The following is a 24,503-nucleotide window of genomic DNA, read 5'->3' as shown; positions in this document are numbered from 1 at the left end:
CAATGCCTTCCGTATTGTTATACTATTTAAAGAAAGGAAACGCATACAAAAGGAGATTCTTATGGCTTATTCATTTCGCAATCCTAGTGATGGCATTATCAAACATTACCTAGAAACGAGCAAGATTATCGCTGTAGTTGGATTATCTGATCGTGAAGAGACGACCAGTCATCGTGTCAGCAAGGAAATGCAAGAGCGGGGCTATCGGATTATTCCCGTTAATCCTCGTGCAGCCGGTGGCCAAATCCTTGGAGAAACGGTGTATGCTAGCTTACAGGAGATCCCTTTCCCAGTGGATATCGTCGATGTATACCGTCGCAGTGAGTTTTTACCAGATGTGGCACGTGATTTTATTGAGACGGATGCGAAAATTTTCTGGGCACAATTGGAGCTGGAAAATCAAGAAGCAGAAGAAATCCTTCGTGGAGCTGGACGAGAAGATATCGTCATGAACCGCTGTATCAAACGAGAACACACCCGACTGATCTTAGGAGACTCCCTATACGGTTTATAAATGATAAACAATTGACATAGAAGAAAACCCCAGCTTGCTGGGGTTTTCTTCTTACTCTTATTCAGTTTCATGGCTTGGATGGCCTGTAAAATGGCGCGGCCCTTGTTTGATCTGCTTGATTTGATCATAAAAGGCAATTTGGCAGTTAATAAAGTAAGGCATGGTATAAAAGCCGATGACATCGCGCGTGAAGTAATTCAAGAAGTACCAACCAATCAAGGTTAGATCGAGCACCAAGCGATTGCTGCGGAACCCTTTCATGGTTTCACGACTTTGGCGAAGGACTCCAAAGGCTCCCTTGTAGTCGCCGTCTCGTAATTGCTCATAGAGGATCAATTCGACCAGGCTAAGACTGTAGTATTGTGGCAGGTAAAAGAAGAGGCCAATCAGGCCAAGTATGACACCAGCAGTCATCAGAGGCATTTGTTGCATGAGAGATTGAAATTCAGGACTGGAAGCACTCAGAGTGCTAGGGTTGCTCACCTTATCGTAGATCGCTAAAAATCGAATGCTGGCGTAGGTGCTGATGAGACTCCCCACATAGAGGATGAGTCCCCATAAAAAGAGGACGGCTTGCTTCAAGATCAAGGTGGCAAATACAGAGGTAAAGCGATCTTGTTTAAAGATATCTAAGACCCGTGTTCGGTGTCCGATCTTGGGATTAATCGTATCTAAATAGCTAAAAGTCGCACCAACCACTAAAATGGAGATGACAAAGGAGACGACAGAAGGAAAGAGCTGCCGCTGGATCATGTAGATACTTGCTTGCTGCAAGGTCATATCCGGTAGTAGATCGACCAGATCTTGCCCACTTAAGAGAAAGTTAGCAAGAATGGTCAACAGGACCGGAAGAGCAAAAAGGATAGCTAAGCCCGGTTGCTGGACTTGCATGGTACGTGCCCGGAGGCGAATCAGTTTAAGGTTCATAGATGACACTCTCTTCATAGTAGTACTTTTTATTATAACATAAGTCCGTGACAGAGCCGGTAAAATTTGGTACAATCGTACAGGTGCTCACAGGAAAACTGTGACAGGAATAAGAAGGCTGGGACTGTTTTTCCCAGTACGGAGGTAACCATGACAGATTCACCGATTCAATATCGATTAATCAAAAAAGAAAAGCATACAGGTGCTCGTCTGGGAGAAATTATCACCCCTCACGGGACCTTCCCAACCCCAATGTTTATGCCTGTAGGGACTCAGGCAACCGTTAAGACCCAATCGCCAGAAGAGCTCAAGGAAATGGGCTCCGGAATTATTTTGGCCAACACCTACCATCTCTGGCTTCGTCCCGGGGATGATCTAGTTGCAAAAGCAGGAGGACTGCACCAGTTCATGAACTGGGACCAGCCCATTTTGACAGATAGTGGAGGCTTCCAGGTCTATTCATTAGCGGATACCCGCAATATCACTGAAGAAGGAGTAACTTTTAAAAATCACCTCAACGGCTCGAAGATGTTCCTCTCTCCAGAAAAGGCCATCTCCATCCAAAACAATCTAGGAAGCGACATCATGATGTCCTTTGATGAATGCCCTCAGTTCTATCAACCCTATGATTATGTGAAAAAATCAATCGAACGGACCAGTCGTTGGGCAGAACGTGGCCTAAAGGCTCACCGTCGCCCTCATGATCAAGGTCTTTTCGGGATTGTCCAAGGGGCTGGATTTGAAGACTTGCGCCGTCAGTCTGCTCAAGATTTAGTCAGCATGGACTTCACAGGCTATTCCATCGGTGGCTTAGCTGTTGGGGAAAGCCATGAAGAGATGAATGCGGTGCTGGATTTCACAACTCCGCTCTTACCAGAGAACAAGCCGCGCTATCTAATGGGAGTAGGAGCTCCAGACAGTCTGATCGATGGCGTTATTCGTGGAGTGGACATGTTTGACTGTGTCTTGCCGACGCGGATTGCTCGAAATGGTACCTGTATGACTAGCCAAGGACGCCTAGTAGTGAAAAATGCGCAATTTGCAGAAGACTTTACACCGCTGGATCCTGAATGTGATTGCTACACTTGTAAGAATTACACCCGAGCTTATCTTCGTCACCTCCTCAAGGCAGATGAGACCTTCGGCATTCGCTTGACTAGCTACCACAACCTATACTTCTTGATCAACCTCATGAAGCAGGTCCGTCAAGCCATCATGGATGACAATCTCTTAGAATTCCGTGAGCATTTCGTCGAAAAATATGGCTATAACAAGTCAGGACGGAATTTCTAGGAAAAGCTAAATAGGAAGAAAAAAGACTACAGCCATCTGAGAATAATAGGAATAACTGATAGACGCAGTGGTTGATTGGTATCTTTGTTCGCTTGTTAAGCTCCAAAGATAACCTAATCAACTGTGCGGGGGCGAGACGACGAACAAATTGGATATAAATTTGTTCTGTCTCGCTCCCTTTTTCCTATATAATAGCAACTTTTTTACCACTCTATTTCTTTCGAAAACACTTTCATCAAAAAAACGAAAAAAATCTTCTCAAATCCCTTGCATTGGGCCTTTGTTTGTGTTAAACTACTATGGTGCTGTGAAAAACAGCTATTAGCTTTGATGCAAGAGGTTGCGACACGCTCGGTTGCATTGCCACGCAACGCGCGTCGGTTTTCTTGTGGAGCTAGCCTATTATCTTAAATAGACGAAAAGGAGAAAAAGATGGCAAACAAAAAAATCCGCATCCGTTTGAAAGCGTACGAACACCGTACACTCGACACAGCGGCTGCAAAAATCGTAGAATCAGCTACTCGTACAGGTGCACAAGTTGCGGGTCCAATCCCACTTCCAACTGAGCGTAGCCTTTACACAATCATTCGTGCGACTCACAAATACAAAGATTCTCGCGAACAATTCGAAATGCGTACACACAAACGTTTGATCGACATCATCAACCCAACTCAAAAAACAGTTGACGCTTTGATGAAATTGGATCTTCCAAGTGGTGTAAACGTAGAAATCAAACTTTAATCAAAAGCTTGATCCAGAGCATAAAAAACGCTCGTTAAAAACTTTTTGAATAAAAAACTATAGAAAAGGAACTATTTTCTCATGACAAAAGGAATCTTAGGGAAAAAAGTGGGAATGACTCAAATCTTCACTGAAGCTGGCGAATTGATCCCTGTAACAGTTATCGAAGCAACTCCAAACGTTGTTCTTCAAGTTAAAACTGTTGAAACAGATGGTTACAACGCTATCCAAGTTGGTTTCGATGACAAACGCGAAGTATTGAGCAACAAACCTGCTAAAGGACATGTAGCAAAAGCTAACACGGCTCCTAAGCGCTTCATTCGTGAATTCAAAAACGTTGAAGGCTTGGAAGTTGGTGCTGAAATCACAGTTGACACTTTCGAAGCTGGAGACATTGTTGATGTAACTGGTACTTCTAAAGGTAAAGGTTTCCAAGGTGTTATCAAACGCCATGGACAATCACGTGGACCTATGGCTCACGGTTCTCGTTACCACCGTCGTCCAGGTTCTATGGGACCTGTTGCACCTAACCGCGTATTCAAAGGTAAAAACCTTGCAGGACGCATGGGTGGCGATCGTGTAACAATTCAAAACCTTGAAGTTGTACAAGTTGTTCCAGAAAAGAACGTTATCCTTATCAAAGGTAACGTACCAGGTGCTAAGAAATCTCTTATCACTATCAAGTCAGCAGTTAAAGCTGGTAAATAATAAGGAAAGGGGAATACAGTCAAAATGGCAAATGTAACATTATTCGACCAAACTGGTAAACAAGCGGGCGAAGTTGTTCTTAACGATGCGATCTTTGGTATCGAACCAAACCAAGCAGTTGTATTTGATGTGATCATCAGCCAACGTGCTAGCCTTCGTCAAGGGACTCACGCAGTTAAAAACCGTTCAGCCGTTTCAGGTGGCGGACGCAAACCATGGCGTCAAAAAGGAACTGGACGTGCTCGTCAAGGTTCTATCCGCTCTCCACAATGGCGTGGTGGTGGAATCGTCTTCGGACCAACTCCACGTAACTATGCGTACAAACTTCCTCAAAAAGTTCGTCGCCTTGCACTTAAATCTGTTTACTCAGAAAAAGTTGCTGAAAACAAATTTGTAGCCGTTGATTCTCTTGAATTTACAGCTCCAAAAACTGCTGAATTTGCAAAAGTTCTTGCAGCTTTGAGCATCGATTCTAAAGTCCTTGTTATTCTTGAAGAAGGAAATGAATTCGCAGCTCTTTCAGCTCGTAACCTTCCAAACGTGAAAGTTGCGACTGCTACAACTGCAAGTGTTCTTGACATCGCAAATAGTGACAAACTTCTTGTTACTCAAGCAGCTATCTCTAAAATCGAGGAGGTTCTTGCATAATGAATTTGTATGATGTTATCAAAAAACCTGTTATCACTGAAAAGTCAATGGCTCAACTTGAAGCAGGCAAATATGTATTCGAAGTTGACACTCGCGCTCACAAACTTTTGATCAAACAAGCTGTTGAAGCAGCGTTTGAAGGTGTAAAAGTTGCGAATGTGAACACTGTAAACGTAAAACCTAAAGCAAAACGCGTTGGACGTTACACTGGTTTTACTTCAAAAACTAAAAAAGCTATCATCACGCTTGCAGCTGATTCTAAAGCAATCGAGTTGTTTGCTACTGAAGCTGAATAATCTAAGGAGGAAATATCGTGGGAATTCGTGTTTATAAACCAACAACAAACGGTCGCCGTAATATGACTTCTTTGGATTTCGCTGAAATCACAACAAACACACCTGAGAAAACTTTGCTTGTTTCTCTTAAAAACAAAGCAGGTCGTAACAATAACGGTCGTATCACTGTTCGTCACCAAGGTGGTGGACACAAACGTCATTACCGTTTGATCGATTTCAAACGTAACAAAGATGGAGTTGAAGCAGTCGTTAAAACGATCGAATACGATCCAAACCGCTCAGCTAACATCGCGCTTGTACACTACACTGACGGTGTGAAAGCTTACATCATTGCCCCTAAAGGTCTTGAAGTAGGTCAACGTATCGTATCAGGACCAGAAGCGGATATCAAAGTCGGAAACGCTCTTCCACTTGCTAACATCCCAGTTGGTACTTTGATCCACAACATCGAATTGAAACCTGGTAAAGGTGGAGAATTGGTACGTGCTGCTGGAGCTTCTGCTCAAGTATTGGGTTCTGAAGGTAAATATGTACTTGTTCGTCTTCAATCAGGCGAAGTTCGTATGATTCTTGGAACTTGCCGTGCTACAGTTGGTGTTGTCGGAAACGAACAACATGGACTTGTTAACCTTGGTAAAGCGGGACGTAACCGCTGGAAAGGTGTTCGCCCTACAGTTCGTGGTTCTGTAATGAACCCTAATGATCACCCACACGGTGGTGGTGAAGGTAAAGCACCAGTTGGACGTAAAGCGCCATCTACTCCTTGGGGTAAACCTGCGCTTGGTCTTAAAACTCGTAACAAGAAAGCGAAATCTGACAAACTTATCGTTCGTCGTCGCAACCAAAAATAATCATAAGCAACTAGCTTACACTTTCCGCCAGCTCGGTAGCGCTGCCTAGCAGCGCAAGCCGCTGTGGTACTAAATTTTAAAGGAGAAAATTACAAAATGGGACGTAGTCTTAAAAAAGGACCTTTCGTCGATGAGCATTTGATGAAAAAAGTTGAAGCTCAAGCAAACGACGAAAAGAAAAAAGTAATTAAAACTTGGTCACGTCGTTCAACGATCTTCCCAAGTTTCATCGGATATACTATCGCAGTTTATGATGGACGTAAACATGTACCTGTTTACATCCAAGAAGACATGGTAGGTCACAAGCTTGGTGAATTTGCACCAACTCGTACTTACAAAGGTCACGCGGCAGACGACAAGAAGACACGTAGAAAATAAGGAGAACATAAATGGCAGAAATTACTTCAGCTAAAGCAATGGCTCGTACAGTGCGTGTTTCACCTCGTAAATCACGTCTTGTTCTTGACAACATCCGTGGTAAAAGCGTAGCCGATGCCATCGCTATTTTGACATTCACACCAAACAAAGCTGCAGGGATCATCCTTAAAGTGTTGAACTCAGCAGTAGCAAACGCTGAAAACAACTTTGGTTTGGAAAAAGCTAACTTGGTAGTATCTGAAGCATTCGCAAACGAAGGACCAACAATGAAACGTTTCCGTCCACGTGCGAAAGGTTCAGCTTCACCAATCAACAAACGTACAGCTCACATCACAGTAGCTGTTGCAGAAAAATAAGGAGGTAAACTCGTGGGTCAAAAAGTACATCCAATTGGTATGCGTGTTGGTATCATCCGTGATTGGGATGCCAAATGGTATGCTGAAAAAGAATACGCGGATTACCTTCATGAAGATCTTGCAATCCGTAAATTCATTCAAAAAGAATTGGCTGACGCAGCCGTTTCAACTATTGAAATCGAACGCGCAGTAAACAAAGTTAACGTTTCTCTTCACACTGCTAAACCAGGTATGGTTATTGGTAAAGGTGGAGCAAACGTTGATGCACTTCGTGCAGCTCTTAACAAATTGACTGGTAAACAAGTACACATCAACATCATTGAGATCAAACGTCCTGACTTGGATGCTCACCTTGTTGGTGAAGGAATCGCTCGTCAATTGGAACAACGTGTTGCTTTCCGTCGTGCACAAAAACAAGCGATCCAACGTGCTATGCGTGCTGGAGCTAAAGGAATCAAAACTCAAGTATCAGGTCGTTTGAACGGTGCAGATATTGCCCGTGCAGAAGGATACTCTGAAGGAACTGTTCCACTCCACACACTTCGCGCTGATATCGATTACGCTTGGGAAGAAGCAGACACTACTTACGGTAAACTTGGTGTTAAAGTATGGATCTACCGTGGTGAAGTTCTTCCAGCTCGTAAAGACGCTAAAGGAGGTAAATAACCAATGTTAGTACCTAAACGTGTAAAACACCGTCGCGAATTCCGTGGTAAAATGCGCGGTGAAGCAAAAGGTGGAAAAGAAGTAGCATTCGGTGAATACGGTCTTCAAGCTACAACTAGCCACTGGATCACAAACCGTCAAATCGAAGCTGCTCGTATCGCCATGACTCGTTACATGAAACGTGGTGGTAAAGTTTGGATTAAGATTTTCCCACACAAATCATACACCGCTAAAGCTATCGGGGTACGTATGGGATCTGGTAAAGGGGCTCCTGAAGGTTGGGTAGCACCAGTTAAACGTGGTAAAGTGATGTTCGAAATCGCTGGTGTATCTGAAGAGATCGCACGCGAAGCGCTTCGTCTTGCTAGCCACAAATTGCCAGTTAAAACTAAATTTGTGAAACGTGAAGCAGAATAAGGAGAGGTCATGAAACTTACAGAAGTAAAAGAATTTGTTAAAGAACTTCGTGGTCTTTCTCAAGAAGAACTCGCGAAGCGTGAAAATGAATTGAAGAAAGAATTGTTTGAACTTCGTTTCCAAGCGGCTGCTGGTCAATTGGAACAAACTGGACGTTTGAAAGAAGTGAAAAAACAAATCGCTCGTATCAAAACTGTTCAATCAGAAGCTAAATAATAGACTAGGGAAGGAGAATTTCAATGGAACGCAATAATCGTAAAGTTCTTGTTGGACGTGTTGTGTCTGACAAAATGGACAAAACAATCACAGTTGTAGTTGAAACTAAACGTAACCACCCAGTCTATGGTAAACGTATCAACTATTCTAAAAAATACAAAGCTCATGATGAAAACAATGTTGCTAAAGAAGGCGATATCGTTCGTATCATGGAAACTCGTCCGCTTTCAGCTACAAAACGCTTCCGTCTTGTAGAAGTCGTTGAAGAAGCGGTCATCATCTAATCATACCTGAAAGGAGAAAACGTAAATGATTCAAACAGAAACTCGTTTGAAAGTCGCTGATAACAGTGGCGCACGCGAAATCTTGACAATCAAAGTTCTTGGTGGTTCAAAACGTAAATTCGCGAGCATCGGTGATGTAATCGTTGCATCAGTAAAACAAGCTACTCCTGGTGGTGCGGTTAAGAAAGGTGACGTTGTAAAAGCTGTTATCGTTCGTACTAAATCAGGTGCTCGTCGTAAAGATGGTTCATACATCAAATTCGACGAAAATGCAGCAGTAATCATCCGTGACGACAAAACTCCTCGCGGAACTCGTATCTTCGGCCCAGTTGCACGTGAATTGCGTGACGGTGGTTTCATGAAGATCGTGTCACTTGCTCCAGAAGTACTTTAATCAATAAAAAAACAAACACAGTCCCCTGGCATAGCCAGGGTGCCCATCGGGCGTAAGAATAAAAGGAGAATAAAATGTTTGTAAAAAAAGGCGACAAAGTTCGCGTTATCGCTGGTAAAGACAAAGGCGTAGAAGCTGTTGTTCTTACTGCTCTTCCAAAAGTAAATAAAGTTGTTGTAGAAGGTGTAAACATCATCAAGAAACACCAACGTCCAAATAACGAAAACCCTCAAGGTGCGATCGTTGAAAAAGAAGCTCCAATCCATGCTTCTAACGTTCAAGTTTTGGACAAAAACGGTGTTGCTGGACGCGTTGGCTACAAATTTGTAGACGGCAAAAAAGTTCGCTACAACAAAAAATCAGGCGAAGTGCTTGACTAATCACGAAGGAAAGGAGAAGTATAATGGCTAATCGTTTAAAAGAAAAATACCTTAATGAAGTAGTACCATCATTGACTGAACAGTTCAACTATTCATCAGTTATGGCTGTGCCAAAAGTTGATAAAATCGTTTTGAACATAGGTGTTGGTGATGCAGTATCAAATGCTAAAAACCTTGAAAAAGCTGCTGAAGAGCTTGCTTTGATCTCAGGTCAAAAACCATTGATCACTAAGGCTAAAAAATCAATCGCCGGCTTCCGTCTTCGTGAAGGTGTTGCGATCGGTGCAAAAGTTACCCTTCGTGGTGAACGTATGTACGAATTCTTGGATAAATTGGTAACAGTTTCACTTCCACGTGTACGTGACTTCCATGGTGTTCCAACTAAATCATTTGATGGACGCGGAAACTACACACTTGGTGTGAAAGAACAATTGATCTTCCCAGAAATCAACTTTGATGATGTTGATAAAACTCGTGGTTTGGATATCGTAATCGTAACTACAGCGAACACAGACGAAGAATCACGTGCATTGCTTACTGGCCTCGGAATGCCGTTTGCAAAATAATATAGGAGGTAAAACTAATGGCTAAAAAATCTATGATTGCTAAGAACAAACGCCCAGCGAAGTTCTCTACTCAAGCATACACTCGCTGTGAACGTTGTGGACGTCCACACTCAGTTTACCGCAAGTTTAAACTTTGCCGTGTTTGCTTCCGTGAATTGGCATACAAAGGTCAAATCCCAGGTGTTACAAAAGCATCTTGGTAATTTAAGATATCAAGGGCGTTAAAACTCCAAGTGAAAATAGGAAACTTGACGAAGAAACTTTAGTTTCTAGGAAAGTTTATCTTTTTCACACAGAGTTTAGCCCGGGTTCAGTTGGGCTTGCCGATTTGAACACGAGCTACAGCTTTGGCAAAAAAGACCAATTTTCTTTGGAGCATCGCTCCTGCATCAAATTGCCTATTTTTGCTCTCGCTGTTACGCTCTCTGTATCATGTATTAACTAGCAAGTGCAACTTGCAAACTACTAGTAAGAGGAGAAATTATAATGGTTATGACTGACCCAATCGCAGACTTCCTTACACGTATTCGTAACGCTAACCAAGCAAAACACGAAGTACTTGAAGTACCTGCATCAAACATCAAAAAAGGGATTGCTGAAATCCTTAAACGCGAAGGTTTTGTAAAAAACGTTGAATTCATCGAAGATGACAAACAAGGCATCATCCGTGTATTCTTGAAATACGGACAAAACGGTGAAAAAGTTATCACAAACTTGAAACGTGTATCTAAACCAGGTTTGCGTGTTTACAAAAAACGTGAAGATCTTCCAAAAGTTCTTAACGGACTTGGAATTGCTATCCTTTCAACTTCTGAAGGTTTGCTTACTGATAAAGAAGCACGCCAAAAGAACGTTGGTGGAGAAGTTATCGCTTACGTTTGGTAATTAATGATGTGAGAGCGTTAAAAGAATGTAGTGAAAATAGGAAGTTTGTAGTAGGAGCGATGCTCCAAGACAAACTTATCTTTATCACCAAATTCTTAGCTCGAACTCAAATCAAGATGCACAGTTCTTAGAGCGTGTTCAGTTCAGCTCTTGAACTAAATAAGTATCTTAAACCCCGTGAAAACTGGCCTTCAAAGGTCTGACAATTTAACAGGAGAATATAAAACATGTCACGTATTGGTAATAAAGTTATCGTGTTGCCTGCTGGTGTTGAACTCACTAACAATGACAACGTTGTAACTGTAAAAGGACCTAAAGGAGAACTTACTCGTACGTTCTCAAAAGATATTGAAATCCGTGTGGAAGGTGCTGAAGTAACGCTTCACCGTCCAAACGATTCAAAAGAAATGAAAACAATCCACGGAACAACTCGTGCCCTTTTGAACAACATGGTTACTGGTGTATCAGAAGGATTCAAGAAAGAACTTGAAATGCGCGGGGTTGGATACCGTGCACAACTTCAAGGATCAAAACTTGTTTTGGCTGTTGGTAAATCACACCCAGACGAAGTTGAAGCTCCAGAAGGAATTACTTTTGAACTTCCAAACCCAACAACAATCGTTGTTAGCGGAATTTCAAAAGAAGTAGTTGGTCAAACAGCTGCTTACGTACGTAGCCTTCGTTCACCTGAACCATACAAAGGTAAAGGGATCCGTTATGTTGGTGAATACGTTCGCCGCAAAGAAGGTAAAACAGGTAAATAATGTAGTTTGGTTGTTCTTCAACCAAACTTCATCTTACCAACTCAGTGCTTAGCACATGATTTTAAAATTAAGAGGTGAAAATTGTGATTTCGAAACCAGATAAAAACAAAATCCGTCAAAAACGCCACCGTCGCGTTCGCGGAAAACTCTCTGGAACTGCTGATCGCCCACGTTTGAACGTATTCCGTTCTAATACAGGCATCTACGCTCAAGTAATTGATGACGTAGCGGGTGTAACGCTCGCAAGCGCTTCAACTCTTGACAAAGAAGTTTCAAAAGGAACTAAAACTGAACAAGCCGTTGTTGTCGGCAAACTTGTTGCTGAACGTGCAGTTGCTAAAGGTATTTCTGAAGTGGTGTTCGACCGCGGTGGATATCTATATCACGGACGTGTTAAAGCTTTGGCTGATGCAGCTCGTGAAAACGGATTGAAATTCTAATAGGAGGACACTAGAAAATGGCATTTAAAGATAATGCAGTTGAACTTGAAGAACGCGTAGTTGCCATCAACCGTGTTACAAAAGTTGTTAAAGGTGGACGTCGTCTTCGTTTTGCAGCTCTTGTAGTTGTTGGTGACCGTAATGGCCGTGTTGGATTTGGTACTGGTAAAGCTCAAGAAGTTCCAGAAGCAATCCGTAAGGCTGTTGAAGATGCTAAGAAAAACTTGATCGAAGTTCCTATGGTTGGAACAACAATTCCACACGAAGTAACATCAGTATTTGGTGGAGCTCGTGTATTGTTGAAACCAGCTATCGAAGGGGCTGGGGTTGCTGCAGGTGGTGCAGTTCGTGCCGTTGTCGAATTGGCAGGTATTGCAGATGTTACATCTAAATCACTTGGATCAAACACTCCAATCAACATCGTTCGTGCAACTGTTAACGGTTTGGCACAATTGAAACGCGCTGATGAAGTTGCTGCCCTTCGTGGTATTTCAGTTTCTGACTTGGCTTAAGAAAGGAGATTCAAATGGCTCAAATTAAAATTACTTTGACTAAGTCTCCAATCGGACGCATCCCGTCACAACGTAAAACTGTTGTAGCACTTGGACTTGGCAAATTGAATAGCTCTGTTATCAAAGAAGATAACCCAGCAGTACGTGGTATGATCACTGCTGTATCTCACTTGGTAACTGTTGAAGAAGTAAAATAATCTATTTAAAATAGAAACAAAGTTTTCAGGGGTATGAGAAGTTCTCATCCCCTAAAACTAAATATAAGTATAGGCGAGTTTGTAGTTAGGACACCTTTTCCTGATTACATGCGTTAGCAATTTACAAAAGAGGAGAAAATAAATAATGAAACTTCATGAATTACAACCTGCTACAGGTTCACGTAAAGTCCGCAACCGTGTTGGTCGTGGTACTTCATCTGGTAATGGTAAAACTTCTGGCCGTGGTCAAAAAGGTCAAAAAGCTCGTAGCGGTGGCGGTGTACGTCTTGGTTTTGAAGGTGGACAAACTCCATTGTTCCGTCGTCTTCCAAAACGTGGATTTACAAACATCAACGCTAAAGAATATGCTATTGTGAACCTTGATCAATTGAACGCCTTTGAAGATGGTGCTGAAGTAACTCCAGTAGTACTTGTAGAATCAGGAATTGTAAAAGCTGAAAAATCAGGTATCAAAATTCTTGGTAACGGAGAATTGACTAAGAAGTTGACTGTTAAAGCAGCTAAATTCTCTAAATCAGCTGAAGAAGCTATCACTGCTAAAGGTGGTTCAGTTGAAGTCATCTAAGTGAGGTGACCTATGTTTTTTAAATTATTAAAAGATGCATTTAAGGTAAAACAAGTTCGGTCGAAGATTTTGTTTACGATCTTCATCATTCTTGTTTTCCGCATTGGAACCACGATTACAGTACCTGGTGTAAATGCGAAAATTCTGAACAACCTTCAAGATGTGTCCTTCTTGAACATGCTCAGTTTAGTATCTGGGAATGCTATGAGGAACTTCTCAGTTTTCGCATTAGGGGTTAGCCCATACATCACAGCTTCGATCGTCGTGCAACTTTTGCAAATGGATCTGTTACCTAAGTTTGTTGAATGGGGCAAACAAGGAGAAGTTGGTCGAAGAAAGCTCAACCAAGCAACACGCTATATTTCTTTGGTTCTAGCTTTTGTTCAATCCATTGGGATTACAGCGACCTTCCACACCTTGTCTCAGGCAAAATTAGTTGCAACTCCTAATACCAAGACCTATCTGTTAATCGGTGCAATTCTGACGACCGGTTCCATGATTGTGACTTGGCTTGGAGAACAAATCACAGATAAAGGATACGGAAATGGTGTTTCAATGATTATCTTTGCGGGAATTGTGTCATCGATTCCTGAGATGATTAAAGAAATCTATGAAAATGCATTTGTGAACGTACGTTCTGGTCAAATGACCAATTCTCTTATTTTTGTTGGGGTATTAATCCTTGCTGTCTTGGTTATTGTTTACTTTACAACCTTTGTAGAGCAAGCACAATACAAGATTCCAATCCAATATACTAAGATTGCGCAAGGAGCTCCATCAAGTTCTTACCTTCCTTTAAAAGTGAACCCAGCAGGGGTTATTCCTGTCATCTTCGCTAGTTCGATTACAGCAGCGCCTGCTGCGATTTTCCAAGTGATTAGCGCTATGGGTTACAATGCAGGATGGGTGAAAACAGCTCAAGCCATGTTGGCTACAAACACACCAACTGGTGTGGCAATGTATGCCTTATTGATCATTCTCTTCACCTTCTTCTACACGTTTGTTCAGATCAATCCTGAAAAAACGGCAGAAAACCTTCAAAAGAGTGGTGCCTATATCCCAGGCGTCCGCCCTGGTAAGGGGACAGAAGAGTTTATGTCTCGCTTGCTACGTCGTTTAGCAAGCGTCGGATCAGTATTCCTTGGCTTTATTACCATCATTCCAATCCTGGCTCGAGATTTATTTGGTTTGACAGACGCAGTTGCTCTTGGAGGAACTAGTTTGTTAATCATTATTTCAACAGGTATTGAGGGAATGAAACAATTAGAAGGCTACTTATTAAAACGTAAGTATGTCGGATTTATGGACACAACAACAGAATAGAATAAGGTTGACTTTGTCAGCCTTCTATTTTGTTTTTAAATGGAAATAGGAATTCGCTCCTGCTTCCATTTAAAAACAAAATAAGGAGAATTCATCATGAATCTTTTAATTATGGGATTGCCTGGAGCAGGTAAGGGGACCCAAGCAGCGAAAATCGTGGAAGAGTTTCACGTAGCGCATATCTCTACCGGTGATATGTTCCGCGCAGCAATGGCTAACCAAACTGAAATGGGTGTATTGGCAAAATCATTCATCGACAAAGGTGAATTGGTGCCCGATGATGTGACAAATGGGATTGTAAAAGAACGTTTGGCTCAAGACGACATTAAGGAAAAAGGATTCCTTTTGGACGGTTTTCCTCGCACGATTGAACAAGCTCATGCCTTGGATCAAATCTTGGTAGACCTTGGTTTGGAGCTTGAAGGAGTGATCAACATTGAAGTGGATCCATCATGTCTCCTCGAGCGCTTGAGTGGTCGCATCATCCATCGTGAAACAGGTGAAACCTTCCATAAAGTATTCAACCCACCAGCTGACTACAAGGAAGAAGACTATTACCAACGTGAAGATGACAAACCAGAAACAGTGAAACGCCGTCTGGATGTGAATATTGCTCAAGGTGAGCCAATTCTTGCTCATTACCGTGCAAAAGGATTGGTCCATGATATTGAAGGAAATCAAGACATCAACGACGTCTTCAAAGATATCCAAAAGGTCTTGGAGAATTTAAAATAAAAACGTTTTAGTCACTTGCAATATTTGACGACAAGTGATACAATTAGTTAGTCTGACTTATAATTGTTACCTCTGTGCTCAGAGGAATGAATCGAAATTTATGGAGGTACTTTTGCGTGGCAAAAGACGATGTGATTGAAGTAGAAGGTAAAGTAGTTGATACTATGCCGAATGCTATGTTTACGGTTGAACTTGAAAATGGACATCAGATTTTAGCAACAGTTTCTGGTAAAATTCGTAAAAACTATATTCGTATTTTAGCGGGAGATCGTGTTACAGTGGAGATGAGTCCGTACGATTTGACACGTGGACGTATCACATACCGCTTTAAATAATCGAAAAACTTGGAGGGATAAAAATGAAAGTAAGACCATCGGTCAAACCAATTTGCGAATACTGTAAAGTAATTCGTCGTAATGGTCGTGTTATGGTAATTTGCCCAGCAAATCCAAAACACAAACAACGTCAAGGATAAGATAGAAAGGAGAAAACATGGCTCGTATTGCTGGAGTTGACATTCCAAATGACAAACGTGTAGTAATTTCATTGACTTATGTGTACGGTATCGGACTTCCAACATCTAAGAAAATCCTTGCTGCTGCAGGCGTTTCTGAAGATATTCGTGTTCGCGATCTTACACCAGATCAAGAAGATGCTATCCGTCGTGAAGTTGACGCAATCAAAGTTGAAGGTGACCTTCGTCGTGAAGTAAACTTGAACATCAAACGCTTGATGGAAATCGGTTCATACCGTGGTATCCGTCACCGTCGTGGACTTCCAGTTCGTGGACAAAACACTAAAAACAATGCTCGCACTCGTAAAGGTAAAGCTGTTGCGATTGCAGGTAAGAAAAAATAAAATAAAATAAGGAGGTAAAAATCTTGGCTAAACCAACACGTAAACGTCGTGTGAAAAAGAATATCGAATCTGGTATTGCTCATATTCACGCTACATTTAACAACACAATTGTTATGATTACTGATGTGCATGGTAACGCAATCGCTTGGTCATCTGCAGGTGCACTTGGATTTAAAGGTTCTCGTAAATCTACACCATTTGCTGCTCAAATGGCATCAGAAGCTGCTGCAAAAGCTGCTCAAGAACACGGACTTAAATCTGTTGAAGTAACTGTTAAAGGTCCTGGTTCAGGTCGTGAGTCTGCTATTCGTGCACTTGCTGCTGCTGGTCTTGAAGTAACTGCAATCCGCGATGTAACTCCTGTACCACACAATGGTGCTCGTCCTCCAAAACGTCGCCGTGTATAATCATCAACAATTACACAGCTTTTCGTTTAAGAGGGAGTATAGCAAATGATTGAGTTTGAAAAACCAAATATAACAAAAATTGATGAAAACAAAGATTATGGCGTGTTTGTCGTAGAACCACTTGAACGTGGCTATGGTACAACACTTGGAAACTCACTTCGTCGTGTACTTCTGGCTTCACTTCCAGGTGCAGCTGTCACTTCAATCAACATTGAAGGTGTACTCCACGAATTTGATACCGTTCCAGGAGTCCGTGAAGACGTTATGCAAATTATTCTTAACGTTAAAGGAATCGCCGTTAAATCTTACGTCCAAGACGAAAAGATTATTGAACTTGATGTAGAAGGACCTGCAGAAGTAACTGCTGGAGATATTCTTACTGATAGTGACATCGAAATTGTAAACCCTGATCATTATCTATTTACAATCGGAGAAGGAGCATCTTTGAAAGCAACGCTTACTGTAAACAGTGGACGTGGCTATGTTCCAGCTGATCAAAACAAAAAAGATGATGCACCAGTGGGAACACTTGCTGTAGATTCAATCTATACGCCAGTGACTAAAGTCAATTACCAAGTTGAACCAGCACGCGTTGGTAGCAACGATGGCTTTGACAAGCTAACCCTTGAAATTTTGACAAATGGGACAATCATTCCAGAAGATGCCTTAGGTTTGTCTGCTCGTATTTTGACAGAACACCTAAATCTATTCACAAACTTAACTGAAATTGCTATTGCAACAGACGTTATGAAGGAAGTAGATACAACTTCTGATGATCGCATTTTAGAACGTACGATCGAAGAATTAGATCTTTCAGTTCGTTCATACAACTGTTTGAAACGTGCTGGCATTAATACTGTTTACGATTTAACTGAAAAATCAGAAGCAGAAATGATGAAAGTTCGTAACTTGGGACGTAAGAGTCTTGAAGAAGTTAAAATCAAACTTGCCGACTTAGGCCTTGGGTTAAAAAACGATAAATAGAGGAGGAATACATGGCTTACCGTAAACTAGGACGCACTAGCTCACAACGTAAAGCGATGCTTCGCGATTTGACTACAGATCTTATCATCAATGAAGCAATTGTAACAACTGAAGCACGTGCGAAAGAAATCCGTAAATCAGTTGAAAAAATGATTACTTTGGGTAAACGTGGTGATTTGCATGCACGTCGTCAAGCTGCTGCATTCGTACGTAACGAAGTTGCATCACAAAACTTTGATGAAGAAACAGGTAAATACTCAGAAACAACTGCACTTCAAAAATTGTTCTCTGAATTAGCACCTCGTTATGCTGAGCGCAATGGTGGATATACTCGTATCCTTAAAACTGAACCACGTCGTGGTGATGCTGCGCCAATGGCTATCATCGAATTGGTATAATATCATCAATTTTGTTGAGTGTTATGATGATGGAATACACTGTTATTCTTAGTCTAGCTCTGGTCTACCGCTGGGGATTTTCCCCAGCGGGAACACTCATCATATTGAATGAATGGTAGACGCTTGTTTACGAAATTGCTTTAATTTAAAACAATTTCGTAAGCAGGCGTTTTGTCTTGTTTTCGTGAGTAGTCGAGAATAGCAAAAAATGATATAATGGAACCCATATCTCCAATAGAAGAAAAAGGATTCAATGACAAAACAACAAGCAATTAAATTACTAAAAGAGAAGTACCTTAGTAATATGAAAGAGGATTCGGAACTCTTTGTCGGAGTTGAATTAGAGTTTCCGATTGTAGAAACAAATGGAAACAAAACAAATATAGAGGTGACGAAAAATCTTTTTCGAACCTTAGCAAACTTATCAGATTTTGAAGTTGAAAAAATAGATGACAATCAAAATCCCATTCAATTGGTTCACTGCTCTTCTAAAGATCGTATTCTATTCGAGTTGAGTTACAATACAATTGAATTTGCATTTGAGAGAGCTCGTTCTATAAATGATGTGGCCAAACGTTTTGAGGACTATTTGAAGATCATTCAACCGATTTTACAAGAAAATAATCACGAAATTCAAGGGCACGGAATCCATCCTTTGTGGAAAGAAAATGATAATAGCCCAGTGAAAATCGAACGATACAAGATGTTAATGGCTTTCCTTGCAATGAATGGTACAGGGATGAAGACACACTCCTATCCTTCGTACGGAGCATTTATATGCGGAAACCAGGTTCAATTGGATGTAAGGCGCGATAATTATATTCGCATCATTAATGCATTTAATAAAATTGAAGCAGCAAAAGCATATTTGTTTTCTAACTCAGAATTTTCAGCAGAGGCTTGGGATACAAAAATTGCTAGAGATATTTTCTGGGAAGAATCCTTACATGGTTATTATAAGGAAAATGTAGGGATTTATCCTAAGGATTACCAAAGCGAAGAAGAGTTTTTTAATAATCTCGCTAAAACGGCTATTTTTACAGCAACTAGAGGGGGCAAATCATATTATTTTAAACCAATTCGAGTGGAAGATTATCTAGATCAAAAAGAAATTACAGCCTATACGGCTGATGGAAATGAGAAGATCATTAAGCCTGTAAAAGAAGATCTAAAACAACATCGAAGTTACCAATTTCAAGATTTAACTGCTCGTGGGACTGTGGAATTTAGAAGTGTTTGTACGCAACCGTTAGAAACCACCTTTACCCCGATTGCCTTTGAGTTGGGCTTGTTTGTAGAATTAGAAAAACTGGAAAACTATTTAGAAGATTCTTCATTTTTTAAAAATGAAGAACAGGACTATCGAAAACTTAGAAAGAAATATTCAAAGAAAATTCTAAGTAAAGAAGAAAAAGAAGCGATCCAATCCTTTTCAAAAGATCTTCTAGACATAGCTGAAGCAGGTTTAATGAAAAGAGGCTACAAGGAAGAAAAATTTCTTATCATTACCAAAGAACTAGACTAATAGAAAAGCCTTATTACAGGCTTTTCTTTATTACTTTCAAAAAAACTTTCAAAAAAATAAAATTTTTTGGAAAAAAGTATTGACAGTAAGGTGAGGTCATGATATACTAATATAGTTGTCGCGCGAGAGCGACAAAGACCTTTGAAAACTGAACAAGACGAACCAATGTGCAGGGCGCTATAACGAAAGTTATAGTAACTGAACAATAAAAAACAATAAATCTGTCAGTGACAGAATGAGTTTAAGACAAACAATTATTTTAATGAGAGTTTGATCCTGGCTCAGGATGAACGCTGGCGGCGTGCCTAATACATGCAAGTAGAACGCTGAAGCTTGGTGCTTGCACCGAGCGGATGAGTTGCGAACGGGTGAGTAACGCGTAGGTAACCTGCCTCTTAGCGGGGGATAACTATTGGAAACGATAGCTAATACCGCATAAAAGTCGATATCGCATGATATTGATTTGAAAGGTGCAATTGCATCACTAAGAGATGGACCTGCGTTGTATTAGCTAGTTGGTGAGGTAACGGCTCACCAAGGCGACGATACATAGCCGACCTGAGAGGGTGATCGGCCACACTGGGACTGAGACACGGCCCAGACTCCTACGGGAGGCAGCAGTAGGGAATCTTCGGCAATGGGGGCAACCCTGACCGAGCAACGCCGCGTGAGTGAAGAAGGTTTTCGGATCGTAAAGCTCTGTTGTAAGAGAAGAACGAGTGTGAGAGTGGAAAGTTCACGCTGTGACGGTATCTTACCAGAAAGGGACGGCTAACTACGTGCCAGCAGCCGCGGTAATACGTAGGTCCCGAGCGTTATCCGGATTTATTGGGCGTAAAGCGAGCGCAGGCGGTTAGATAAGTCTGAAGTTAAAGGCTGTGGCTTAACCATAGTACGCTTTGGAAACTGTTTAACTTGAGTGCAGAAGGGGAGAGTGGAATTCCATGTGTAGCGGTGAAATGCGTAGATATATGGAGGAACACCGGTGGCGAAAGCGGCTCTCTGGTCTGTAACTGACGCTGAGGCTCGAAAGCGTGGGGAGCAAACAGGATTAGATACCCTGGTAGTCCACGCCGTAAACGATGAGTGCTAGGTGTTGGGTCCTTTCCGGGACTCAGTGCCGCAGCTAACGCATTAAGCACTCCGCCTGGGGAGTACGACCGCAAGGTTGAAACTCAAAGGAATTGACGGGGGCCCGCACAAGCGGTGGAGCATGTGGTTTAATTCGAAGCAACGCGAAGAACCTTACCAGGTCTTGACATCCCTCTGACCGCTCTAGAGATAGAGTTTTCCTTCGGGACAGAGGTGACAGGTGGTGCATGGTTGTCGTCAGCTCGTGTCGTGAGATGTTGGGTTAAGTCCCGCAACGAGCGCAACCCCTATTGTTAGTTGCCATCATTGAGTTGGGCACTCTAGCGAGACTGCCGGTAATAAACCGGAGGAAGGTGGGGATGACGTCAAATCATCATGCCCCTTATGACCTGGGCTACACACGTGCTACAATGGCTGGTACAACGAGTCGCGAGTCGGTGACGGCAAGCTAATCTCTTAAAGCCAGTCTCAGTTCGGATTGTAGGCTGCAACTCGCCTACATGAAGTCGGAATCGCTAGTAATCGCGGATCAGCACGCCGCGGTGAATACGTTCCCGGCCTTGTACACACCGCCCGTCACACCACGAGAGTTTGTAACACCCGAAGTCGGTGAGGTAACCGTAAGGAGCCAGCCGCCTAAGGTGGGATAGATGATTGGGGTGAAGTCGTAACAAGGTAGCCGTATCGGAAGGTGCGGCTGGATCACCTCCTTTCTAAGGAAATGGAAACCTGTACGTTGGTCTTGTTTAGTTTTGAGAGGTCTTGTGGGGCCTTAGCTCAGCTGGGAGAGCGCCTGCTTTGCACGCAGGAGGTCAGCGGTTCGATCCCGCTAGGCTCCATTAACACTGTAAGGGTGTTAAGATTGAACATTGAAAATTGAATATCTATATCAAATAGTAACAAGAAAATAAACCGAAACGCTGTAAATATTTAAAGAGTTTAGGTCGCAAGACCAAAAATAAGGTTAAGTTAATAAGGGCGCACGGTGGATGCCTTGGCACTAGAAGCCGAAGAAGGACGTGACAAACGACGAAATGCTTTGGGGAGCTGTAAGTAAGCGACGATCCAGAGATGTCCGAATGGGGGAACCCACTAGCTAATGGCTAGTACTCCTATCTGTTAAGGATAGGTAGAGGAAGACGTAGTGAACTGAAACATCTAAGTAGCTGCAGGAAGAGAAAGCAAAAGCGATTGCCTGAGTAGCGGCGAGCGAAACGGCAGGAGGGCAAACCGAAGAGTTTACTCTTCGGGGTTGTAGGACTGCAATGTGGACTTAAAGAATATAGAAGAATGACATGGGAAGGTCAGCCAAAGAGAGTAAGAGCCTCGTATTCGAAATAGTCTTTATACCTAGCAGTATCCTGAGTACGGCGGGACACGAGAAATCCCGTCGGAATCTGGGAGGACCATCTCCCAACCCTAAATACTCTCTAGTGACCGATAGTGAACCAGTACCGTGAGGGAAAGGTGAAAAGCACCCCGGGAGGGGAGTGAAATAGAACCTGAAACCGTGTGCCTACAACAAGTTCGAGCCCGTTAATGGGTGAGAGCGTGCCTTTTGTAGAATGAACCGGCGAGTTACGATATGATGCGAGGTTAAGTTGAAGAGACGGAGCCGTAGGGAAACCGAGTCTGAATAGGGCGGAATAGTATTATGTCGTAGACCCGAAACCATGTGACCTACCCATGAGCAGGTTGAAGGTGAGGTAAAACTCACTGGAGGACCGAACCAGGGCACGTTGAAAAGTGCTTGGATGACTTGTGGGTAGCGGAGAAATTCCAAACGAACTTGGAGATAGCTGGTTCTCTCCGAAATAGCTTTAGGGCTAGCGTCGACATTAAGATTCTTGGAGGTAGAGCACTGTTTGGGTGAGGGGTCCATCCCGGATTACCAATCTCAGATAAACTCCGAATGCCAAAGAATTATGGTCGGCAGTCAGACTGCGAGTGCTAAGATCCGTAGTCGAAAGGGAAACAGCCCAGACCACCAGCTAAGGTCCCAAAATAATTGTTAAGTGGAAAAGGATGTGGGGTTGCACAGACAACTAGGATGTTAGCTTAGAAGCAGCTATTCATTCAAAGAGTGCGTAATAGCTCACTAGTCGAGTGACCCTGCGCCGAAAATGTACCGGGGCTAAAACAATTTACCGAAGCTGTGGATACCTTTATAGGTATGGTAGGAGAGCGTTCTATGTGTGGAGAAGGTGTACCGTGAGGAGCGCTGGAACGCATAGAAGTGAGAATGCCGGTATGAGTAGCGAAAGACAGGTGAGAATCCTGTCCACCGTAAGACTAAGGTTTCCAGGGGAAGGCTCGTCCGCCCTGGGTTAGTCGGGACCTAAGGAGAGACCGAAAGGTGTATCCGATGGACAACAGGTTGATATTCCTGTACTAGAGTATGTAGTGAAGGAGGGACGCAGTAGGCTAACTAAAGCGTGCGACTGGAAGTGCACGTCTAAGCAGTGAGGTGTGAATTGAGTTAAATGCTTAATTCTGTAACATTGAGCTGTGATGGGGAGCGAAGTTTAGTAGCGAAGTTAGTGACGTCACACTGCCAAGAAAAGCTTCTAGCGTTAATCATACTCTACCCGTACCGCAAACCGACACAGGTAGTCGAGGCGAGTAGCCTCAGGTGAGCGAGAGAACTCTCGTTAAGGAACTCGGCAAAATGACCCCGTAACTTCGGGAGAAGGGGTGCTGGCTTTAAGTCAGCCGCAGTGAATAGGCCCAAGCAACTGTTTATCAAAAACACAGCTCTCTGCTAAATCGTAAGATGATGTATAGGGGGTGACGCCTGCCCGGTGCTGGAAGGTTAAGAGGAGTGCTTAGCGTAAGCGAAGGTATGAATTGAAGCCCCAGTAAACGGCGGCCGTAACTATAACGGTCCTAAGGTAGCGAAATTCCTTGTCGGGTAAGTTCCGACCCGCACGAAAGGCGTAATGATTTGGGCACTGTCTCAACGAGAGACTCGGTGAAATTTTAGTACCTGTGAAGATGCAGGTTACCCGCGACAGGACGGAAAGACCCCATGGAGCTTTACTGCAGTTTGATATTGAGTGTCTGTGCCACATGTACAGGATAGGTAGGAGCCATTGAGATCGGGACGCCAGTTTCGATGGAGGCGTTGTTGGGATACTACCCTTGTGTTATGGCCACTCTAACCCGGTAGGTTAATCATCTACGGAGACAGTGTCTGACGGGCAGTTTGACTGGGGCGGTCGCCTCCTAAAAGGTAACGGAGGCGCCCAAAGGTTCCCTCAGAATGGTTGGAAATCATTCGCAGAGTGTAAAGGTATAAGGGAGCTTGACTGCGAGAGCTACAACTCGAGCAGGGACGAAAGTCGGGCTTAGTGATCCGGTGGTTCCGTATGGAAGGGCCATCGCTCAACGGATAAAAGCTACCCTGGGGATAACAGGCTTATCTCCCCCAAGAGTTCACATCGACGGGGAGGTTTGGCACCTCGATGTCGGCTCGTCGCATCCTGGGGCTGTAGTCGGTCCCAAGGGTTGGGCTGTTCGCCCATTAAAGCGGCACGCGAGCTGGGTTCAGAACGTCGTGAGACAGTTCGGTCCCTATCCGTCGCGGGCGTAGGAAATTTGAGAGGATCTGCTCCTAGTACGAGAGGACCAGAGTGGACTTACCGCTGGTGTACCAGTTGTCTCGCCAGAGGCATCGCTGGGTAGCTATGTAGGGAAGGGATAAACGCTGAAAGCATCTAAGTGTGAAACCCACCTCAAGATGAGATTTCCCATGATTTTATATCAGTAAGAGCCCTGAGAGAAGATCAGGTAGATAGGTTAGGAGTGGAAGTTGTGTGAGCAATGGAGCGGACTAATACTAATAGCTCGAGGACTTATCCAAAGAGTCAAAAGATATTGACAACGAAAGGTTAACTTGTTAGAATATAGATGTTCAATTTTGAATGTTTAATCATTCAGAGTTAAGTGACGATAGCCTAGGAGATACACCTGTACCCATGCCGAACACAGCAGTTAAGCCCTAGAACGCCGGAAGTAGTTGGGGTTGCCCCTGTGAGATAAGGAAGTCGCTTAGCAAGAGATTGAGCCTAGTAGATACTAGGCTCATTTGGGAGTTTAGCTCAGCTGGGAGAGCATCTGCCTTACAAGCAGAGGGTCAGCGGTTCGATCCCGTTAACTCCCA

General features: G+C 42.9%; 33 protein-coding genes, 2 tRNA genes and 3 rRNA genes. 37 read left to right on the top strand and 1 reads right to left on the bottom strand.

Translation table 11 applies throughout. The features are described 5' to 3' along the window. Positions 1–61: 61 nt before the first annotated feature. A complete protein-coding gene (locus AC6IZR_RS00190) occupies positions 62–514 on the top strand; it encodes a CoA-binding protein (RefSeq protein WP_031576673.1) in 453 nt (150 codons plus the stop codon). A gap of 57 nt (positions 515–571) precedes the next feature. Here AC6IZR_RS00190 and AC6IZR_RS00185 read toward each other — a convergent pair whose 3' ends face one another. Then, complete coding sequence (locus tag AC6IZR_RS00185; protein WP_497848561.1) at positions 572–1,441, bottom strand: DUF975 family protein; 870 nt, start codon at positions 1,439–1,441, stop codon at positions 572–574. Between the two features lie 150 nt (positions 1,442–1,591). Between AC6IZR_RS00185 and tgt the strand changes: the two genes are divergently transcribed. From tgt to AC6IZR_RS00005, 36 genes are all read left to right on the top strand, one after another. Then, the gene (gene tgt, locus AC6IZR_RS00180; protein WP_497848560.1) at positions 1,592–2,734 is read left to right on the top strand and encodes a tRNA guanosine(34) transglycosylase Tgt; all 1,143 of its coding nucleotides are present in this window, start codon (positions 1,592–1,594) and stop codon (positions 2,732–2,734) included. 432 nt (positions 2,735–3,166) lie between these two features. Then, the gene (rpsJ, locus tag AC6IZR_RS00175; RefSeq protein ID WP_003009585.1) at positions 3,167–3,475 is read left to right on the top strand and encodes a 30S ribosomal protein S10; all 309 of its coding nucleotides are present in this window, start codon (positions 3,167–3,169) and stop codon (positions 3,473–3,475) included. 81 nt (positions 3,476–3,556) lie between these two features. Further along, entirely contained in the window at positions 3,557–4,183 is a 627-nt protein-coding gene (gene rplC, locus AC6IZR_RS00170) for a 50S ribosomal protein L3 (RefSeq protein ID WP_003010846.1), read from the top strand. Positions 4,184–4,207: 24 nt separating this feature from the next. Next, positions 4,208–4,831: a 50S ribosomal protein L4 gene (gene rplD / locus AC6IZR_RS00165; protein WP_003010827.1), complete on the top strand. Its 624-nt coding sequence runs from the start codon at positions 4,208–4,210 to the stop codon at positions 4,829–4,831. Continuing rightward, positions 4,831–5,127, top strand: a complete 297-nt coding sequence (locus AC6IZR_RS00160; RefSeq protein WP_003009593.1) for a 50S ribosomal protein L23 — start codon at positions 4,831–4,833, stop codon at positions 5,125–5,127. The genes rplD and AC6IZR_RS00160 overlap by 1 nt, the downstream gene beginning before the upstream one ends. Before the next feature lie 17 nt (positions 5,128–5,144). Beyond that, on the top strand, positions 5,145–5,978 hold the full coding sequence (gene rplB, locus AC6IZR_RS00155) for a 50S ribosomal protein L2 (RefSeq protein WP_000512900.1): 834 nt from the start codon (positions 5,145–5,147) through the stop codon (positions 5,976–5,978). Between the two features lie 96 nt (positions 5,979–6,074). After that, the gene (rpsS, locus tag AC6IZR_RS00150; RefSeq protein ID WP_000533766.1) at positions 6,075–6,356 is read left to right on the top strand and encodes a 30S ribosomal protein S19; all 282 of its coding nucleotides are present in this window, start codon (positions 6,075–6,077) and stop codon (positions 6,354–6,356) included. Between the two features lie 11 nt (positions 6,357–6,367). Next, entirely contained in the window at positions 6,368–6,712 is a 345-nt protein-coding gene (gene rplV / locus AC6IZR_RS00145) for a 50S ribosomal protein L22 (RefSeq protein WP_000818139.1), read from the top strand. A 12-nt stretch (positions 6,713–6,724) separates the two neighbouring features. Continuing rightward, the gene (gene rpsC / locus AC6IZR_RS00140) at positions 6,725–7,378 is read left to right on the top strand and encodes a 30S ribosomal protein S3 (protein WP_003002336.1); all 654 of its coding nucleotides are present in this window, start codon (positions 6,725–6,727) and stop codon (positions 7,376–7,378) included. A gap of 3 nt (positions 7,379–7,381) precedes the next feature. Beyond that, a complete protein-coding gene (gene rplP, locus AC6IZR_RS00135) occupies positions 7,382–7,795 on the top strand; it encodes a 50S ribosomal protein L16 (RefSeq protein ID WP_000960947.1) in 414 nt (137 codons plus the stop codon). 9 nt (positions 7,796–7,804) lie between these two features. Continuing rightward, complete coding sequence (gene rpmC / locus AC6IZR_RS00130; RefSeq protein ID WP_003002350.1) at positions 7,805–8,011, top strand: 50S ribosomal protein L29; 207 nt, start codon at positions 7,805–7,807, stop codon at positions 8,009–8,011. A 23-nt stretch (positions 8,012–8,034) separates the two neighbouring features. Continuing rightward, positions 8,035–8,295 (top strand): 30S ribosomal protein S17, encoded by a 261-nt coding sequence (rpsQ, locus tag AC6IZR_RS00125; protein ID WP_000440801.1) that lies wholly within the window; start codon positions 8,035–8,037, stop codon positions 8,293–8,295. Between the two features lie 25 nt (positions 8,296–8,320). Then, on the top strand, positions 8,321–8,689 hold the full coding sequence (gene rplN / locus AC6IZR_RS00120; RefSeq protein ID WP_003002384.1) for a 50S ribosomal protein L14: 369 nt from the start codon (positions 8,321–8,323) through the stop codon (positions 8,687–8,689). Positions 8,690–8,763: 74 nt separating this feature from the next. Continuing rightward, on the top strand, positions 8,764–9,069 hold the full coding sequence (rplX, locus tag AC6IZR_RS00115) for a 50S ribosomal protein L24 (RefSeq protein ID WP_003002315.1): 306 nt from the start codon (positions 8,764–8,766) through the stop codon (positions 9,067–9,069). Positions 9,070–9,092: 23 nt separating this feature from the next. Continuing rightward, positions 9,093–9,635, top strand: coding sequence for a 50S ribosomal protein L5 (gene rplE / locus AC6IZR_RS00110; protein ID WP_497848559.1), 543 nt, complete (start codon positions 9,093–9,095; stop codon positions 9,633–9,635). Between the two features lie 17 nt (positions 9,636–9,652). Then, positions 9,653–9,838 carry a type Z 30S ribosomal protein S14 gene (locus tag AC6IZR_RS00105; protein WP_001085699.1) on the top strand — a complete coding sequence of 62 codons (186 nt, stop codon included), beginning with the start codon at positions 9,653–9,655 and terminating at the stop codon, positions 9,836–9,838. Between the two features lie 283 nt (positions 9,839–10,121). After that, positions 10,122–10,520: a 30S ribosomal protein S8 gene (gene rpsH, locus AC6IZR_RS00100; protein ID WP_003010897.1), complete on the top strand. Its 399-nt coding sequence runs from the start codon at positions 10,122–10,124 to the stop codon at positions 10,518–10,520. A 227-nt stretch (positions 10,521–10,747) separates the two neighbouring features. Beyond that, positions 10,748–11,284 carry a 50S ribosomal protein L6 gene (gene rplF / locus AC6IZR_RS00095; protein ID WP_049504188.1) on the top strand — a complete coding sequence of 179 codons (537 nt, stop codon included), beginning with the start codon at positions 10,748–10,750 and terminating at the stop codon, positions 11,282–11,284. An 83-nt stretch (positions 11,285–11,367) separates the two neighbouring features. Beyond that, a complete protein-coding gene (gene rplR, locus AC6IZR_RS00090; RefSeq protein ID WP_003010871.1) occupies positions 11,368–11,724 on the top strand; it encodes a 50S ribosomal protein L18 in 357 nt (118 codons plus the stop codon). A gap of 17 nt (positions 11,725–11,741) precedes the next feature. Further along, the gene (gene rpsE, locus AC6IZR_RS00085; protein WP_003009617.1) at positions 11,742–12,236 is read left to right on the top strand and encodes a 30S ribosomal protein S5; all 495 of its coding nucleotides are present in this window, start codon (positions 11,742–11,744) and stop codon (positions 12,234–12,236) included. A gap of 14 nt (positions 12,237–12,250) precedes the next feature. Beyond that, positions 12,251–12,433, top strand: a complete 183-nt coding sequence (gene rpmD / locus AC6IZR_RS00080; protein ID WP_002894509.1) for a 50S ribosomal protein L30 — start codon at positions 12,251–12,253, stop codon at positions 12,431–12,433. 145 nt (positions 12,434–12,578) lie between these two features. Next, positions 12,579–13,019, top strand: a complete 441-nt coding sequence (gene rplO / locus AC6IZR_RS00075) for a 50S ribosomal protein L15 (protein ID WP_003002405.1) — start codon at positions 12,579–12,581, stop codon at positions 13,017–13,019. Between the two features lie 12 nt (positions 13,020–13,031). Next, positions 13,032–14,342, top strand: coding sequence for a preprotein translocase subunit SecY (secY, locus tag AC6IZR_RS00070; RefSeq protein ID WP_023920186.1), 1,311 nt, complete (start codon positions 13,032–13,034; stop codon positions 14,340–14,342). A gap of 96 nt (positions 14,343–14,438) precedes the next feature. Then, the gene (locus AC6IZR_RS00065) at positions 14,439–15,077 is read left to right on the top strand and encodes an adenylate kinase (protein ID WP_003009627.1); all 639 of its coding nucleotides are present in this window, start codon (positions 14,439–14,441) and stop codon (positions 15,075–15,077) included. 116 nt (positions 15,078–15,193) lie between these two features. After that, on the top strand, positions 15,194–15,412 hold the full coding sequence (gene infA, locus AC6IZR_RS00060; protein ID WP_001029883.1) for a translation initiation factor IF-1: 219 nt from the start codon (positions 15,194–15,196) through the stop codon (positions 15,410–15,412). A gap of 23 nt (positions 15,413–15,435) precedes the next feature. After that, a complete protein-coding gene (gene rpmJ, locus AC6IZR_RS00055) occupies positions 15,436–15,552 on the top strand; it encodes a 50S ribosomal protein L36 (protein ID WP_001808836.1) in 117 nt (38 codons plus the stop codon). 17 nt (positions 15,553–15,569) lie between these two features. Continuing rightward, positions 15,570–15,935: a 30S ribosomal protein S13 gene (gene rpsM, locus AC6IZR_RS00050; RefSeq protein ID WP_003009631.1), complete on the top strand. Its 366-nt coding sequence runs from the start codon at positions 15,570–15,572 to the stop codon at positions 15,933–15,935. Between the two features lie 23 nt (positions 15,936–15,958). After that, positions 15,959–16,342, top strand: coding sequence for a 30S ribosomal protein S11 (gene rpsK / locus AC6IZR_RS00045; RefSeq protein WP_003002390.1), 384 nt, complete (start codon positions 15,959–15,961; stop codon positions 16,340–16,342). Positions 16,343–16,387: 45 nt separating this feature from the next. Beyond that, a complete protein-coding gene (locus tag AC6IZR_RS00040) occupies positions 16,388–17,326 on the top strand; it encodes a DNA-directed RNA polymerase subunit alpha (RefSeq protein ID WP_003009635.1) in 939 nt (312 codons plus the stop codon). A gap of 11 nt (positions 17,327–17,337) precedes the next feature. Next, a complete protein-coding gene (gene rplQ, locus AC6IZR_RS00035; protein WP_003002399.1) occupies positions 17,338–17,724 on the top strand; it encodes a 50S ribosomal protein L17 in 387 nt (128 codons plus the stop codon). A gap of 253 nt (positions 17,725–17,977) precedes the next feature. Further along, entirely contained in the window at positions 17,978–19,249 is a 1,272-nt protein-coding gene (locus AC6IZR_RS00030) for a glutamate-cysteine ligase family protein (protein WP_497848558.1), read from the top strand. Positions 19,250–19,507: 258 nt separating this feature from the next. Continuing rightward, positions 19,508–21,054, top strand: a 16S ribosomal RNA gene (locus AC6IZR_RS00025). Positions 21,055–21,107: 53 nt separating this feature from the next. Beyond that, positions 21,108–21,180: transfer RNA gene (locus AC6IZR_RS00020), tRNA-Ala, on the top strand. Positions 21,181–21,303: 123 nt separating this feature from the next. Further along, positions 21,304–24,203: ribosomal RNA gene (locus tag AC6IZR_RS00015) — 23S ribosomal RNA — on the top strand. Between the two features lie 79 nt (positions 24,204–24,282). After that, positions 24,283–24,396 (top strand): 5S ribosomal RNA (gene rrf, locus AC6IZR_RS00010). Together the 16S, 23S and 5S rRNA genes with 2 tRNA genes alongside form the textbook arrangement of a ribosomal RNA operon. 34 nt (positions 24,397–24,430) lie before the next feature. Beyond that, positions 24,431–24,503 (top strand) — tRNA-Val (locus AC6IZR_RS00005).

Source organism: Streptococcus mobilis (assembly GCF_059727625.1).
This window is presented reverse-complemented; position numbering and strand designations above follow the sequence as displayed.

What these genes read in the sequence shown, in the direction of transcription:
- rplX (WP_003002315.1), top strand. Translation starts at nt 8,764, where the DNA reads ATGTTTGTAAAAAAAGGCGACAAAGTTCGCGTTATCGCTGGTAAAGAC.
- AC6IZR_RS00030 (WP_497848558.1), top strand. Translation starts at nt 17,978, where the DNA reads ATGACAAAACAACAAGCAATTAAATTACTAAAAGAGAAGTACCTTAGT.
- rplD (WP_003010827.1), top strand. Translation starts at nt 4,208, where the DNA reads ATGGCAAATGTAACATTATTCGACCAAACTGGTAAACAAGCGGGCGAA.
- AC6IZR_RS00065 (WP_003009627.1), top strand. Translation starts at nt 14,439, where the DNA reads ATGAATCTTTTAATTATGGGATTGCCTGGAGCAGGTAAGGGGACCCAA.
- AC6IZR_RS00040 (WP_003009635.1), top strand. Translation starts at nt 16,388, where the DNA reads ATGATTGAGTTTGAAAAACCAAATATAACAAAAATTGATGAAAACAAA.
- rplQ (WP_003002399.1), top strand. Translation starts at nt 17,338, where the DNA reads ATGGCTTACCGTAAACTAGGACGCACTAGCTCACAACGTAAAGCGATG.
- rplN (WP_003002384.1), top strand. Translation starts at nt 8,321, where the DNA reads ATGATTCAAACAGAAACTCGTTTGAAAGTCGCTGATAACAGTGGCGCA.
- rplC (WP_003010846.1), top strand. Translation starts at nt 3,557, where the DNA reads ATGACAAAAGGAATCTTAGGGAAAAAAGTGGGAATGACTCAAATCTTC.
- rpsQ (WP_000440801.1), top strand. Translation starts at nt 8,035, where the DNA reads ATGGAACGCAATAATCGTAAAGTTCTTGTTGGACGTGTTGTGTCTGAC.
- rpsM (WP_003009631.1), top strand. Translation starts at nt 15,570, where the DNA reads ATGGCTCGTATTGCTGGAGTTGACATTCCAAATGACAAACGTGTAGTA.
- rplE (WP_497848559.1), top strand. Translation starts at nt 9,093, where the DNA reads ATGGCTAATCGTTTAAAAGAAAAATACCTTAATGAAGTAGTACCATCA.
- rplF (WP_049504188.1), top strand. Translation starts at nt 10,748, where the DNA reads ATGTCACGTATTGGTAATAAAGTTATCGTGTTGCCTGCTGGTGTTGAA.
- rplP (WP_000960947.1), top strand. Translation starts at nt 7,382, where the DNA reads ATGTTAGTACCTAAACGTGTAAAACACCGTCGCGAATTCCGTGGTAAA.
- tgt (WP_497848560.1), top strand. Translation starts at nt 1,592, where the DNA reads ATGACAGATTCACCGATTCAATATCGATTAATCAAAAAAGAAAAGCAT.
- rpsJ (WP_003009585.1), top strand. Translation starts at nt 3,167, where the DNA reads ATGGCAAACAAAAAAATCCGCATCCGTTTGAAAGCGTACGAACACCGT.
- rplV (WP_000818139.1), top strand. Translation starts at nt 6,368, where the DNA reads ATGGCAGAAATTACTTCAGCTAAAGCAATGGCTCGTACAGTGCGTGTT.
- secY (WP_023920186.1), top strand. Translation starts at nt 13,032, where the DNA reads ATGTTTTTTAAATTATTAAAAGATGCATTTAAGGTAAAACAAGTTCGG.
- AC6IZR_RS00160 (WP_003009593.1), top strand. Translation starts at nt 4,831, where the DNA reads ATGAATTTGTATGATGTTATCAAAAAACCTGTTATCACTGAAAAGTCA.
- rpsE (WP_003009617.1), top strand. Translation starts at nt 11,742, where the DNA reads ATGGCATTTAAAGATAATGCAGTTGAACTTGAAGAACGCGTAGTTGCC.
- rpmJ (WP_001808836.1), top strand. Translation starts at nt 15,436, where the DNA reads ATGAAAGTAAGACCATCGGTCAAACCAATTTGCGAATACTGTAAAGTA.
- AC6IZR_RS00105 (WP_001085699.1), top strand. Translation starts at nt 9,653, where the DNA reads ATGGCTAAAAAATCTATGATTGCTAAGAACAAACGCCCAGCGAAGTTC.
- AC6IZR_RS00185 (WP_497848561.1), bottom strand. Translation starts at nt 1,441, where the DNA reads ATGAACCTTAAACTGATTCGCCTCCGGGCACGTACCATGCAAGTCCAG.
- rpsS (WP_000533766.1), top strand. Translation starts at nt 6,075, where the DNA reads ATGGGACGTAGTCTTAAAAAAGGACCTTTCGTCGATGAGCATTTGATG.
- rpsH (WP_003010897.1), top strand. Translation starts at nt 10,122, where the DNA reads ATGGTTATGACTGACCCAATCGCAGACTTCCTTACACGTATTCGTAAC.
- rpmC (WP_003002350.1), top strand. Translation starts at nt 7,805, where the DNA reads ATGAAACTTACAGAAGTAAAAGAATTTGTTAAAGAACTTCGTGGTCTT.
- AC6IZR_RS00190 (WP_031576673.1), top strand. Translation starts at nt 62, where the DNA reads ATGGCTTATTCATTTCGCAATCCTAGTGATGGCATTATCAAACATTAC.
- rpmD (WP_002894509.1), top strand. Translation starts at nt 12,251, where the DNA reads ATGGCTCAAATTAAAATTACTTTGACTAAGTCTCCAATCGGACGCATC.
- rplO (WP_003002405.1), top strand. Translation starts at nt 12,579, where the DNA reads ATGAAACTTCATGAATTACAACCTGCTACAGGTTCACGTAAAGTCCGC.